General features: G+C 45.3%; 9 protein-coding genes. All 9 read left to right on the forward strand.

The genetic code is table 11. The features are described 5' to 3' along the window. The first annotated feature begins 7 nt into the window (after positions 1-7). Positions 8-613 (forward strand): class I SAM-dependent methyltransferase, encoded by a 606-nt coding sequence (locus ACKTRM_RS00680; RefSeq protein ID WP_007410397.1) that lies wholly within the window; start codon positions 8-10, stop codon positions 611-613. 244 nt (positions 614-857) lie between these two features. Then, a complete protein-coding gene (gene rpoB / locus ACKTRM_RS00685; RefSeq protein WP_003156440.1) occupies positions 858-4,439 on the forward strand; it encodes a DNA-directed RNA polymerase subunit beta in 3,582 nt (1,193 codons plus the stop codon). A 62-nt stretch (positions 4,440-4,501) separates the two neighbouring features. Continuing rightward, a complete protein-coding gene (gene rpoC, locus ACKTRM_RS00690; protein WP_011996193.1) occupies positions 4,502-8,101 on the forward strand; it encodes a DNA-directed RNA polymerase subunit beta' in 3,600 nt (1,199 codons plus the stop codon). 168 nt (positions 8,102-8,269) lie between these two features. Then, entirely contained in the window at positions 8,270-8,518 is a 249-nt protein-coding gene (locus ACKTRM_RS00695; RefSeq protein WP_003156443.1) for a 50S ribosomal protein L7ae-like protein, read from the forward strand. Positions 8,519-8,633: 115 nt separating this feature from the next. After that, positions 8,634-9,050 carry a 30S ribosomal protein S12 gene (gene rpsL, locus ACKTRM_RS00700; protein ID WP_003156445.1) on the forward strand — a complete coding sequence of 139 codons (417 nt, stop codon included), beginning with the start codon at positions 8,634-8,636 and terminating at the stop codon, positions 9,048-9,050. A 39-nt stretch (positions 9,051-9,089) separates the two neighbouring features. Beyond that, positions 9,090-9,560 carry a 30S ribosomal protein S7 gene (rpsG, locus tag ACKTRM_RS00705; protein WP_003156447.1) on the forward strand — a complete coding sequence of 157 codons (471 nt, stop codon included), beginning with the start codon at positions 9,090-9,092 and terminating at the stop codon, positions 9,558-9,560. 52 nt (positions 9,561-9,612) lie between these two features. Then, positions 9,613-11,691 carry an elongation factor G gene (gene fusA / locus ACKTRM_RS00710; RefSeq protein WP_007410399.1) on the forward strand — a complete coding sequence of 693 codons (2,079 nt, stop codon included), beginning with the start codon at positions 9,613-9,615 and terminating at the stop codon, positions 11,689-11,691. 119 nt (positions 11,692-11,810) lie between these two features. Beyond that, positions 11,811-13,001 (forward strand): elongation factor Tu, encoded by a 1,191-nt coding sequence (gene tuf / locus ACKTRM_RS00715; RefSeq protein WP_007410400.1) that lies wholly within the window; start codon positions 11,811-11,813, stop codon positions 12,999-13,001. A gap of 103 nt (positions 13,002-13,104) precedes the next feature. Beyond that, positions 13,105-14,070, forward strand: coding sequence for an alpha/beta fold hydrolase (locus ACKTRM_RS00720; protein WP_011996194.1), 966 nt, complete (start codon positions 13,105-13,107; stop codon positions 14,068-14,070). Positions 14,071-14,226: the final 156 nt, after the last annotated feature.

Genomic DNA, 14,226 nt, shown 5'->3' on the forward strand with positions numbered 1-14,226 from the left:
TCTAATAATGAGTGATCACTATTATTCAGAAAAACCTTCAGTTAAAAGCGATAAACAGACATGGTCATTTACACTGCGGAACAGATCTTATACATTCACAAGTGACAGCGGCGTTTTCTCGAAAAAGGAAGTTGATTTCGGTTCGCGTGTCTTAATTGAAGCGTTTGAAGAGCCGGAGATCGATGGTGACTTCCTGGATGCAGGCTGCGGTTACGGCCCGATCGGTCTGTCACTCGCCGGTGAATTTACAGACCGGACCGTGCACATGATTGACGTGAATGAAAGAGCCGTAGAGCTGTCAAATGAAAATGCAGAAAAAAACGGAATAAAAAACGTTCGAATTTATCAGAGTGATTTATTTTCAAATATTGATTCTGCTCAAACATTTGCTTCTATTATTACAAACCCCCCAATCCGCGCCGGAAAAAAAGTTGTCCATGCCATTTTTGAAAAAAGCGCTGAGCATTTAAGGGCTTCAGGTGAATTGTGGATCGTTATACAGAAAAAACAGGGCGGGCCTTCTGCCATTGAAAAACTGAAGGAGCTTTTTGACGAAGTTTCTGTGGTTCAAAAAAAGAAAGGCTATTATATCATAAAAGCAAAAAAAGTTTGACTTGAATTTTCAGCTATGTTAATATTGTAAAATGCCAATGTATATATTTTGCATGATATGCTGAAATAATCATAGTGCATGTATAAATTATACAAACATGGAAATGCTAATAAAATCGGTATTTGTTTTTGGATGTGGTTTTCTTAATTAGAAACCCTTTTTTCTTTTGTCTTGTAAAAGTATTTCTTTATCGTAAGAGATGCTTATTACACATATAATACGCATGATTTGAGGGGTGAATCAGTTGACAGGTCAACTAGTTCAGTATGGACGACACCGCCAGCGCAGAAGCTATGCTCGCATTAGCGAAGTGTTAGAATTACCAAATCTCATTGAAATTCAAACCTCTTCTTATCAGTGGTTTCTTGATGAGGGTCTTAGAGAGATGTTTCAAGACATATCACCAATTGAGGATTTCACTGGTAACCTCTCTCTAGAGTTCATTGACTACAGTTTAGGAGATCCTAAGTATCCCGTTGAAGAGTCAAAAGAACGTGATGTGACTTACTCAGCTCCGCTGAGAGTGAAGGTTCGTTTAATTAACAAAGAAACTGGAGAGGTAAAAGACCAGGATGTCTTCATGGGTGATTTCCCTATTATGACAGATACCGGTACTTTTATCATCAACGGTGCAGAACGTGTTATCGTATCTCAGCTTGTTCGGTCTCCAAGTGTATATTTCAGTGGTAAAGTAGACAAGAACGGTAAAAAAGGTTTTACCGCGACTGTCATTCCAAACCGTGGCGCATGGTTAGAATACGAAACTGATGCGAAAGATGTTGTGTATGTCCGCATTGATCGCACACGTAAGTTGCCGGTTACGGTTCTTTTGCGTGCTCTCGGCTTCGGTTCCGACCAAGAGATTCTCGATCTCATTGGTGAGAACGAATATCTCCGCAATACACTGGATAAGGACAACACTGAAAACAGTGACAAAGCGCTTCTTGAAATCTATGAGCGCCTTCGTCCCGGAGAGCCGCCTACAGTAGAAAACGCAAAAAGCTTGCTGGATTCCCGTTTCTTCGATCCGAAGCGATACGACCTTGCGAATGTAGGACGCTATAAAATTAATAAAAAGCTTCATATCAAGAACCGCCTGTTTAACCAACGCCTTGCAGAAACACTGGTGGATCCGGAAACCGGTGAAATTCTCGCTGAAAAAGGGCAGATTCTTGACAGAAGAACACTTGATAAAGTACTGCCATACTTAGAAAATGGAATCGGCTTCAGAAAACTTTATCCTAACGGCGGCGTTGTCGAGGATGAAGTGATGCTTCAATCCATTAAAATCTATGCTCCTACCGATGCAGAAGGAGAGCAGACGATCAATGTGATCGGCAATGCTTACATCGAAGAGGCGATTAAAAACATTACGCCTGCTGATATTATTTCTTCTATCAGCTACTTCTTCAACCTCCTGCACGGAGTGGGCGACACTGATGATATCGACCATCTCGGAAACCGCCGTCTGCGTTCTGTAGGTGAGCTCCTGCAAAACCAATTCCGTATCGGTTTAAGCCGGATGGAACGTGTCGTACGTGAAAGAATGTCTATTCAAGACACAAATACAATTACGCCGCAGCAGCTGATTAACATCAGACCTGTTATTGCATCTATTAAAGAGTTCTTTGGAAGCTCACAGCTTTCTCAATTCATGGATCAGACGAACCCGCTTGCTGAATTGACGCACAAACGCCGTCTGTCAGCTCTCGGACCGGGCGGTTTGACACGTGAGCGCGCAGGTATGGAAGTACGTGACGTTCACTACTCTCACTATGGCCGTATGTGTCCGATTGAAACGCCTGAGGGCCCGAACATCGGTTTGATCAACTCATTGTCATCATTTGCGAAAGTAAACCGCTTTGGTTTCATTGAGACGCCATACCGCCGCGTTGATCCTGAAACAGGAAAAGTAACGCCTAGAATCGACTACCTGACTGCTGATGAAGAGGATAACTATGTCGTAGCCCAAGCGAATGCTAAGCTGAGCGATGACGGTTCTTTCTTGGATGACAGCATCGTAGCGCGTTTCAGAGGGGAAAACACCGTTGTAGCCCGCAACCGCGTGGATTACATGGACGTATCTCCTAAACAGGTTGTATCTGCTGCGACAGCATGTATTCCGTTCTTGGAAAACGATGACTCGAACCGCGCCCTCATGGGAGCGAACATGCAGCGTCAGGCTGTGCCTTTGATGCAGCCGGAAGCTCCGATCGTCGGAACGGGTATGGAATACGTATCCGGTAAAGACTCCGGTGCAGCCGTTATTTGTAAACACCCTGGTATCGTTGAACGGGTGGAAGCGAAAAACGTATGGGTGCGCCGCTATGAAGAAATTGACGGCCAAAAAGTAAAAGGCAACCTGGATAAGTACAGCTTGCTGAAATTTGTCCGCTCCAACCAAGGTACGTGCTACAACCAGCGTCCGATCGTCAGTGTCGGCGATGAAGTAGTCAAAGGAGAAATCCTTGCTGACGGACCTTCAATGGAGCTTGGTGAACTTGCTCTCGGCCGCAACGTAATGGTCGGCTTCATGACATGGGATGGTTACAACTATGAGGATGCCATCATCATGAGTGAACGCCTTGTGAAAGATGATGTATACACATCTATTCACATTGAAGAATATGAATCAGAAGCACGTGATACAAAGCTTGGGCCGGAAGAGATCACCCGTGATATTCCAAACGTAGGGGAAGACGCGCTTCGCAATCTTGATGACCGCGGAATTATCCGTATCGGTGCGGAAGTCAACGACGGAGACCTTCTCGTAGGTAAAGTAACGCCTAAAGGTGTAACTGAGCTTACGGCTGAAGAACGCCTTCTGCATGCGATCTTTGGAGAAAAAGCGCGTGAAGTCCGTGATACTTCTCTCCGTGTGCCTCACGGCGGCGGCGGAATTATCCACGACGTAAAAGTCTTCAACCGTGAAGACGGCGACGAACTTCCTCCGGGAGTGAACCAGCTTGTACGCGTATATATCGTTCAGAAACGTAAGATTTCTGAAGGTGATAAAATGGCCGGACGTCACGGAAACAAAGGGGTTATCTCGAAGATTCTTCCTGAAGAAGATATGCCTTACCTTCCTGACGGCACGCCGATCGATATCATGCTTAACCCGCTGGGTGTACCATCACGTATGAATATCGGTCAGGTATTAGAACTTCACATGGGTATGGCTGCCCGCTACCTCGGCATTCACATCGCGTCACCTGTATTTGACGGCGCGCGTGAAGAAGATGTGTGGGAAACACTTGAAGAAGCAGGCATGTCAAGAGACGCTAAAACAGTTCTTTATGACGGCCGTACGGGAGAACCGTTTGACAACCGTGTATCTGTCGGAATCATGTACATGATCAAACTGGCACACATGGTTGATGATAAACTTCATGCCCGTTCTACAGGTCCTTACTCACTTGTTACGCAGCAGCCTCTCGGCGGTAAAGCCCAATTCGGCGGACAGCGTTTCGGTGAGATGGAGGTTTGGGCGCTTGAAGCTTACGGCGCAGCTTACACGCTTCAAGAAATCCTGACTGTGAAGTCCGATGACGTGGTCGGACGTGTGAAAACATATGAAGCCATCGTCAAAGGCGACAATGTTCCAGAGCCTGGTGTTCCGGAATCATTCAAAGTATTGATCAAAGAGCTTCAAAGCTTAGGTATGGACGTGAAAATCCTTTCAGGCGATGAAGAAGAAATAGAAATGAGAGATCTAGAAGACGAGGAAGATGCGAAACAAGCTGACGGCCTTGCATTATCAGGTGATGAAGCGCCGGAAGAAACAGCATCTCCAGACGTTGAACGTGACGCAGTAACGAAAGAGTAGTCTCTGATTGATAAAGGCAAGTGACATCGGTTAATCCGAAGATAAAAAGGGAGGTAGGCCCCTTGCTAGATGTGAACAATTTTGAGTATATGAACATCGGTCTTGCTTCACCGGATAAAATCCGTTCATGGTCTTTTGGTGAAGTGAAAAAGCCTGAAACGATAAACTATCGTACATTGAAACCTGAAAAGGACGGCCTGTTCTGCGAACGCATTTTCGGACCGACTAAGGACTGGGAATGTCATTGCGGCAAGTACAAGCGGGTTCGTTATAAAGGCGTAGTTTGTGACCGTTGCGGAGTTGAAGTAACGCGGGCTAAGGTCCGTCGTGAGAGAATGGGGCATATTGAACTGGCTGCCCCGGTTTCTCACATTTGGTATTTCAAAGGTATTCCGAGCCGTATGGGTCTTGTATTGGATATGTCACCGCGTGCGCTGGAAGAAGTTATTTACTTTGCTTCTTACGTCGTAACTGACCCGGCCAATACACCGCTCGAAAAGAAACAGCTTTTATCTGAAAAGGAATACCGTGCGTATCTGGATAAGTACGGAAACAAATTCCAAGCCTCTATGGGTGCGGAAGCCATTAATAAACTTCTGCAGGACATCGACCTTGTCAAAGAAGTTGATATGTTAAAAGAAGAGCTGAAGACTTCTCAAGGACAGCGCCGTACACGTGCGATCAAACGCCTTGAAGTGCTTGAAGCCTTCCGTAATTCAGGAAACAAGCCGTCTTGGATGATCCTCGACGTGCTTCCGGTTATTCCGCCTGAATTAAGACCGATGGTTCAGCTTGACGGCGGACGTTTCGCAACGTCTGACCTGAACGACCTTTACCGTCGTGTCATCAACCGTAATAACCGTTTAAAACGTCTGTTAGACCTCGGCGCGCCAAGCATCATCGTTCAGAACGAAAAACGTATGCTTCAGGAAGCAGTCGATGCTCTGATTGACAACGGACGCCGCGGCCGTCCGGTTACCGGACCGGGTAACCGTCCGCTTAAATCTCTTTCTCACATGCTGAAAGGGAAACAAGGGCGTTTCCGTCAGAACCTTCTCGGTAAACGTGTAGACTACTCAGGACGCTCCGTTATCGTCGTAGGTCCGCATTTGAAAATGTATCAGTGCGGTTTGCCGAAGGAAATGGCGCTTGAGCTCTTCAAGCCTTTCGTCATGAAAGAGCTTGTTGAAAAAGGCCTTGCTCACAATATCAAGAGCGCAAAACGCAAAATCGAACGCGTGCAGCCTGAAGTATGGGATGTACTTGAATCTGTCATTAAGGAGCATCCGGTCTTACTGAACCGTGCCCCTACTCTTCACAGATTAGGTATCCAGGCTTTCGAACCGACGCTTGTTGAAGGACGCGCCATCCGTCTTCACCCGTTAGTATGTACAGCTTATAACGCTGACTTTGACGGTGACCAAATGGCGGTTCACGTACCTTTATCAGCTGAGGCTCAAGCTGAGGCGCGCATTCTGATGCTTGCGGCCCAAAACATTTTGAACCCTAAAGATGGTAAACCGGTTGTTACGCCGTCTCAGGATATGGTATTAGGAAACTACTACCTGACGCTTGAGCGCGCCGGAGCAGTCGGCGAGGGTATGGTTTTCAAAAATACGGACGAAGCGCTTCTTGCTTATCAAAACGGTTATGTTCACCTTCATACGAGAGTTGCTGTTGCAGCGAACTCCCTTAAGAATGTGACATTTACTGAAGAACAGCGTTCAAAATTGTTAATTACAACTGTCGGTAAGCTCGTCTTCAATGAAATTCTTCCGGAATCATTCCCTTACATGAATGAACCAACGAAGAGCAACATTGAAGAGAAGACACCTGACCGTTTCTTCTTAGATAAAGGTGCTGACGTAAAAGCTGTGATTGCTGAGCAGCCGATCAACGCACCGTTTAAAAAAGGTATTCTCGGTAAAATCATCGCGGAAATCTTTAAACGATTCCATATCACGGAAACGTCTAAAATGCTTGACCGCATGAAAAATCTCGGTTTCAGATATTCAACGAAAGCCGGCATCACAGTAGGGGTTTCTGATATCGTCGTTCTCGATGACAAACAGGAAATCCTTGAAGAAGCACAAAGCAAAGTTGATAATGTCCTGAAACAGTTCAGACGCGGTTTAATCACCGAAGAAGAACGTTATGAAAGAGTCATTTCAATTTGGAGTTCAGCGAAAGATGTTATCCAAGGCAAACTGATGAAATCATTAGACGAAGTCAACCCGATCTACATGATGAGTGACTCAGGAGCCCGTGGTAACGCATCTAACTTTACACAGCTTGCGGGTATGCGCGGTCTGATGGCCAACCCGGCTGGACGAATCATTGAATTGCCGATTAAATCAAGTTTCCGTGAAGGTCTGACAGTATTGGAGTACTTTATCTCCACTCACGGTGCGCGTAAAGGTCTTGCCGATACCGCCCTGAAAACAGCTGACTCAGGTTACCTTACACGCCGTCTTGTTGATGTTGCGCAGGATGTTATCATTCGTGAAACTGATTGCGGAACAGACCGCGGTATTCTTGCAAAACCGCTCAAAGAAGGCACGGAAATCATCGAGCGTCTGGAAGAGCGTCTGATCGGACGTTTCGCCAGAAAACAGATCAAACATCCTGAAACGGGTGCTGTGCTCATTAACGAAAATGAATTGATCGATGAAGATAAAGCGCTGGAAATCGTTGAAGCCGGAATCGAAGAAGTGTGGATCCGTTCCGCGTTCACATGTAACACTCCTCATGGTGTATGTAAACGATGCTACGGACGTAACCTTGCAACCGGAACTGATGTTGAAGTCGGCGAAGCAGTAGGTATTATCGCCGCTCAATCTATCGGTGAGCCTGGAACACAGTTAACAATGCGTACGTTCCACACAGGCGGGGTTGCCGGAGACGATATCACACAAGGTCTTCCGCGTATCCAAGAGCTTTTCGAAGCGCGTAATCCGAAAGGTCAAGCGACGATTTCTGAGATTGACGGTACAATTGCCGAAATCAATGAAGTCCGCGACAAACAGCAGGAGATTGTTGTTCAGGGCGCTGTTGAGACACGTTCATACACGGCACCTTACAACTCACGCCTGAAAGTGGCTGAGGGTGATCAGATTACCCGCGGTCAAGTGCTGACAGAAGGTTCAATCGATCCGAAAGAACTTCTTAAAGTCACTGACCTGACAACGGTTCAGGAATATCTTCTGCATGAGGTTCAGAAAGTTTACCGTATGCAGGGGGTTGAAATCGGCGATAAACACGTAGAAGTAATGGTTCGCCAGATGCTTCGCAAAGTCCGTGTGATCGATGCCGGAGATACTGATGTTCTCCCTGGCACATTGCTTGATATTCACCAATTCACAGAAGCGAACAAAAAAGTGCTGCTTGAAGGCAATCGACCTGCTACAGGCCGTCCTGTCCTTCTCGGTATCACGAAAGCTTCACTCGAGACGGATTCATTCTTGTCTGCCGCATCATTCCAAGAAACAACACGCGTTCTTACAGATGCTGCGATTAAAGGCAAGCGCGATGAACTTCTCGGCCTGAAAGAGAATGTTATCATCGGTAAACTGGTTCCTGCCGGTACCGGTATGATGAATTACAGAAAAGTAAAACCTGTTTCAAACGTTCAGCCTACGGAAGATATGGTTCCGGCTGAATAACAGAAACTGCTGCAGGAAAGGCTGTTTCGACAGCTTTTCCTCAGTATTACAATTATTCTGGCGGAGGACTGCACTAAAAAATGTCATACGTTGTTGACATCCGTCCCGCAGAGTGATAATATAACCAAGGTGCTCGAAATAAAACCTGTTACTTTGGAGGATATGTTTATGTCTTATGATAAAGTATCACAGGCCAAATCAATTATTATTGGTACGAAGCAAACAGTGAAAGCTCTAAAACGAGGTTCAGTGAAGGAAGTCGTCGTGGCAAAAGACGCGGATTCAGTTCTTACAGCTGGCGTTATCCAGCTTGCAAAGAACCAAAATACCGCTGTCTGTATGGTGGATTCCATGAAAAAGCTCGGCAAAGCCTGCGGAATTGAAGTGGGAGCAGCAGCTGTTGCCATTATGTTATAGCGTACTTTTTGTTTTTATATAAGATATCAATCTTGTGTAAAGACATTGTTTTTTGCCTAATGATGAACCACCTGGGTATGTGGGTTATAAAACGTAATGAAGGGAGGAACACAACATGCCTACAATTAATCAGCTAATTCGCAAGGGACGCGTGAGCAAAGTTGAAAACTCTAAGTCACCTGCACTAAACAAAGGATACAACAGCTTTAAAAAAGAGCACACTAACGTATCTTCTCCACAAAAACGCGGGGTATGTACTCGTGTGGGTACAATGACACCGAAAAAACCGAACTCAGCACTTCGTAAATATGCTCGTGTTCGTTTGACTAACGGAATCGAGGTTACTGCCTACATTCCTGGTATCGGTCACAACCTGCAAGAGCACAGCGTTGTACTGATCCGCGGCGGACGTGTAAAAGACTTACCGGGGGTACGCTACCACATCGTTCGTGGCGCGCTTGATACTGCCGGAGTTGAAAACCGTGCGCAAGGCCGTTCTAAATACGGTACGAAACGTCCTAAAGCAAAGTAATCAAATAAATCATTAAAACTATGAAGGGAGGATATTCAGATGCCACGTAAAGGTCCTGTAGCAAAAAGAGATGTTTTACCTGATCCGCTTTACAACTCTAAGCTGGTATCCCGCCTGATCAACAAAATGATGATCGACGGTAAAAAAGGTAAATCTCAAACAATCCTATACAAGTCATTCGATATCATTAAAGAACGCACTGGCAATGATGCAATGGAGGTTTTCGAACAAGCATTGAAAAACATCATGCCTGTACTTGAAGTAAAAGCACGCCGTGTAGGTGGAGCTAACTACCAAGTGCCTGTAGAAGTTCGTCCTGAACGCCGTACAACTCTTGGTCTTCGCTGGTTGGTTAACTATGCGCGTCTTCGCGGAGAAAAAACAATGGAAGAGCGCCTGGCTAACGAAATTCTTGATGCAGCTAACAACACTGGTGCTGCCGTTAAGAAACGTGAAGACACTCACAAGATGGCAGAAGCGAACAAAGCATTTGCTCACTACCGCTGGTAGGATTCATATAATCAAAATAATAATTCCCTAATAAGGAAGGAGAAATTACCCAATGGCAAGAGAGTTCTCCTTAGAAAAAACTCGTAATATCGGGATCATGGCTCACATCGATGCCGGTAAAACGACTACTACAGAACGGATCTTGTTCTACACAGGCCGTATCCACAAAATTGGCGAAACTCACGAAGGTGCTTCGCAAATGGACTGGATGGAGCAGGAACAAGAACGCGGTATCACAATCACTTCTGCAGCAACGACTGCACAGTGGAAAGGTTACCGTGTAAACATCATCGATACACCGGGACACGTAGACTTCACAGTTGAAGTTGAACGTTCACTCCGTGTACTTGATGGTGCGGTTGCCGTACTTGATGCTCAATCAGGTGTTGAGCCTCAGACAGAAACAGTATGGCGCCAAGCAACAACTTACGGAGTACCGCGTGTTGTATTTGTCAACAAAATGGACAAAATCGGCGCAGACTTCCTTTACTCTGTAGGCACTTTAAGAGACCGTCTTCAAGCTAACGCTCACGCAATTCAATTGCCGATCGGTGCTGAAGACAACTTCGAAGGTATCATCGACTTAGTAGAAAACGTTGCGTATTTCTACGAAGATGACCTTGGAACTCGTTCAGATGCGAAAGAAATCCCTGAAGAGTACAAAGAGCAAGCTGAAGAGCTTCGCAGCAGCCTGATTGAAGCTGTAGCTGAGCTTGATGAAGAGCTTATGGAAAAGTACCTTGAAGGTGAAGAAATCACTATCCCTGAACTGAAAGCTGCTATCCGTAAAGGTACACTGAATGTTGAATTCTACCCTGTACTTGTTGGATCTGCTTTCAAAAACAAAGGTGTTCAGCTTGTACTTGATGCTGTTCTTGACTACCTTCCTGCGCCAACTGATGTTGCTGCAATCAAAGGTGTACGTCCTGATACAGATGAAGAGATCGTTCGTCATTCTTCTGATGAAGAGCCATTCTCTGCACTTGCATTTAAAGTTATGACTGACCCTTATGTCGGTAAGCTGACATTCTTCCGCGTATATTCCGGTACACTTGATTCCGGTTCATATGTAAAGAACTCTACAAAAGGCAAGCGTGAGCGCGTAGGACGTATCCTTCAAATGCACGCTAACAGCCGTGAAGAGATCTCTACTGTTTACGCTGGAGACATCGCAGCTGCTGTAGGTCTAAAAGATACTTCTACTGGAGATACTCTATGTGATGAGAAGGATCTTGTAATCCTTGAATCAATGGAATTCCCAGAGCCTGTTATCGACGTAGCGATTGAGCCTAAATCAAAAGCTGACCAAGATAAAATGGGTATCGCTTTAGCGAAACTTGCTGAAGAAGATCCTACATTCCGTACACAAACAAACCCTGAAACGGGTCAAACAATCATCTCTGGTATGGGTGAGCTTCACCTTGATATCATTGTTGATCGTATGAAGCGTGAGTTCAAAGTTGAAGCTAACGTTGGTGCTCCTCAAGTTGCGTACCGTGAGACATTCCGTACCGGTGCAAAAGTTGAAGGTAAATTCGTACGTCAATCAGGCGGGCGCGGTCAGTTCGGTCACGTTTGGATCGAATTTGAACCGAACGAAGAAGGCGCTGGCTTTGAATTCGAAAACGCAATCGTCGGTGGTGTTGTTCCTCGTGAATACATCCCAGCCGTACAAGCAGGTCTTGAAGACTCTCTTGAAAATGGTGTCCTAGCCGGATTCCCGCTAATCGACATCAAGGCGAAACTTTTTGATGGATCTTACCATGATGTTGACTCAAACGAAATGGCGTTTAAAGTCGCTGCTTCTATGGCATTGAAAAATGCAGTCAGCAAATGTAACCCAGTTCTTCTTGAACCAATCATGAAAGTTGAAGTTGTTATTCCTGAAGAATACATGGGAGACATCATGGGTGATGTTACTTCTCGTCGCGGACGTGTAGAAGGTATGGAAGCTCGCGGTAACGCTCAAGTTGTGCGTGCGATGGTACCTCTTGCTGAAATGTTCGGTTACGCTACTGCCCTTCGTTCTAACACGCAAGGACGCGGTACGTTCACAATGTTCATGGATCACTACGAAGAAGTGCCGAAGAGCATCGCTGAAGAAATTATCAAAAAAAATAAAGGCGAATAATTGATTTTGCCACTTAACTCAAGTATAACTACTATTGTAAGATGAGGAAGTGAAAGCTTGCTTTCACTTTCTATCACTCTATACATTACTAATTAAAAGCTCTTAAGGAGGATTTTAGAATGGCTAAAGAAAAATTCGACCGTTCCAAATCACATGCCAATATCGGTACAATTGGACACGTTGACCATGGTAAAACAACATTAACTGCTGCTATCTCAACAGTACTTCATAAGAAATCTGGTAAAGGTACAGCTATGGCGTACGATCAAATTGATGGTGCTCCAGAAGAACGTGAGCGCGGTATCACAATCTCTACTGCACACGTTGAGTACGAAACTGACACTCGTCACTATGCACACGTTGACTGCCCAGGACACGCTGACTATGTTAAAAACATGATCACTGGTGCTGCGCAAATGGACGGAGCTATCCTTGTAGTATCTGCTGCTGATGGCCCAATGCCACAAACTCGTGAGCACATCCTTCTTTCTAAAAACGTTGGTGTACCATACATCGTAGTATTCCTTAACAAATGCGACATGGTAGACGACGAAGAGCTTCTTGAGCTTGTTGAAATGGAAGTTCGCGATCTTCTTAGCGAATACGACTTCCCTGGTGATGATGTACCAGTTGTTAAAGGTTCTGCTCTTAAAGCTCTTGAAGGTGACGCTGAGTACGAAGAAAAAATTCTTGAACTTATGGCTGCAGTTGATGAGTACATCCCAACTCCAGAACGCGACACTGACAAACCATTCATGATGCCAGTTGAGGACGTATTCTCAATCACTGGTCGTGGTACAGTTGCTACTGGCCGTGTAGAACGCGGACAAGTTAAAGTCGGTGACGAAGTTGAAATCATCGGTCTTCAAGAAGAAAACAGCAAAACAACTGTTACAGGTGTTGAAATGTTCCGTAAGCTTCTTGACTATGCTGAAGCTGGAGACAACATCGGTGCACTTCTTCGCGGTGTAGCTCGTGAAGACATCCAACGTGGACAAGTACTTGCTAAACCAGGTACAATCACTCCACACAGCAAATTCAAAGCTGAAGTTTACGTTCTTTCTAAAGAAGAGGGTGGACGTCATACTCCATTCTTCTCTAACTACCGTCCTCAGTTCTACTTCCGTACAACTGACGTAACTGGTATCATCAATCTTCCAGAAGGCGTAGAAATGGTTATGCCTGGAGATAACACTGAAATGATCGTTGAACTTATCTCTACAATCGCTATCGAAGAAGGAACTCGTTTCTCTATTCGTGAAGGCGGACGTACAGTTGGTTCAGGCGTTGTTTCTACAATCACTGAGTAATCGACTCGTTCATTAATGCGGGGTCCCTTATGGGGCCTCGTTTTTTTGTTTCCCCGCTGATTCCATGTATAATAGAACGTATACAAATTTTAGGAGCAGAGCGATGAACGATAACTTCAAGAAAACCAATCGTATTTCAATGCTTCAGCAATTGCTGATTAATGGCAGTGAACAAACCATTATGATTAATGGTGATGACAGGAGTAATCCGCTGCTTTTATTTTTGCACGGCGGTCCCGGCACGCCTCAAATCGGCTATGCGAGAAAATACCAGAATAAGCTGGAAAAGCATTTCACCGTTGTGAACTGGGATCAGAGAGGGGCGGGTCTCTCTTATTCAAAGGAAATTCCGGGTTCATCTATGACCTTGGATCAGCTGACAGCCGATACCATTCATTTGACCGAACGCCTATGCAAGCAATTCAGCAGGCAAAAAATATATATCGCCGGTTATTCGTGGGGGTCAGTTCTGGCGCTTCATGTTCTTCAAGAGAGACCTGATTTGTATTATGCGTATATCGGTATCAGTCAGGTGGTTAATATTCAAAAGGAAGAAACGGAAGCTTACCGGCTGATGTTGGAATGGAGCAGGCAACGCAAACATTTCCTGCTGGAAAAGACGCTGAGCTTTATCGGAGCGCCTCCATGGGAGAAACAGCTGCAGCGATCGTTATTTCTGCTTTGTATCGAGATGAGGGGAGGGGGCTTTACCCATCATCCGATCGGCGCTCTTAAAGCAGGGGGGCGAATGCTGTTTGGTGAACCGTACGGTGTGAGAGGGAGCTTCTTAGCCGCGCGGGGACAAATGTTCAGCCTGAAACACCTATGGGAGGATCTCATTTTCTTTGATGCCGGAGAATCAGTTTCTTCTATTATAATACCGTGCTGTTTTATGTCAGGGAGATACGATTTGACGGTCCCGGGGACGACGTCTTTTGAATATTATCAGAAGGTTGATGCGCCGTATAAAGAATGGCATTGGTTTGAGAACTCAGCCCATTCGCCTCACTTGGAGGAACCGGATCGCTTTGCCGAAGTTGTCAGCCGGTTCGCATCGTTCCATCTCTGAAAGAAAACAGACATATCCTTGATTAATCATGGTATCACCTGTATAATAATCAAAGTGTGAAAACCACAAGGTTCTTTAAATAAACCTTGCAACATGCGTCTATTTTCTGTATAATAGTGTATGTTGGTCTTTGACTGCGATGAAGTGAGAGGTTGC

The organism is Bacillus sp. D7-8 (genome assembly GCF_052055895.1).
GTDB classification, from domain to species: Bacteria; Bacillota; Bacilli; order Bacillales; family Bacillaceae; genus Bacillus; species Bacillus velezensis.

Excerpts from the sequence above, each read along its gene's own strand:
- tuf (WP_007410400.1), top strand. The coding sequence starts at position 11,811 with ATGGCTAAAGAAAAATTCGACCGTTCCAAATCACATGCCAATATCGGT.
- rpsL (WP_003156445.1), top strand. The coding sequence starts at position 8,634 with ATGCCTACAATTAATCAGCTAATTCGCAAGGGACGCGTGAGCAAAGTT.
- ACKTRM_RS00720 (WP_011996194.1), top strand. The coding sequence starts at position 13,105 with ATGAACGATAACTTCAAGAAAACCAATCGTATTTCAATGCTTCAGCAA.
- fusA (WP_007410399.1), top strand. The coding sequence starts at position 9,613 with ATGGCAAGAGAGTTCTCCTTAGAAAAAACTCGTAATATCGGGATCATG.
- ACKTRM_RS00680 (WP_007410397.1), top strand. The coding sequence starts at position 8 with ATGAGTGATCACTATTATTCAGAAAAACCTTCAGTTAAAAGCGATAAA.
- rpsG (WP_003156447.1), top strand. The coding sequence starts at position 9,090 with ATGCCACGTAAAGGTCCTGTAGCAAAAAGAGATGTTTTACCTGATCCG.
- ACKTRM_RS00695 (WP_003156443.1), top strand. The coding sequence starts at position 8,270 with ATGTCTTATGATAAAGTATCACAGGCCAAATCAATTATTATTGGTACG.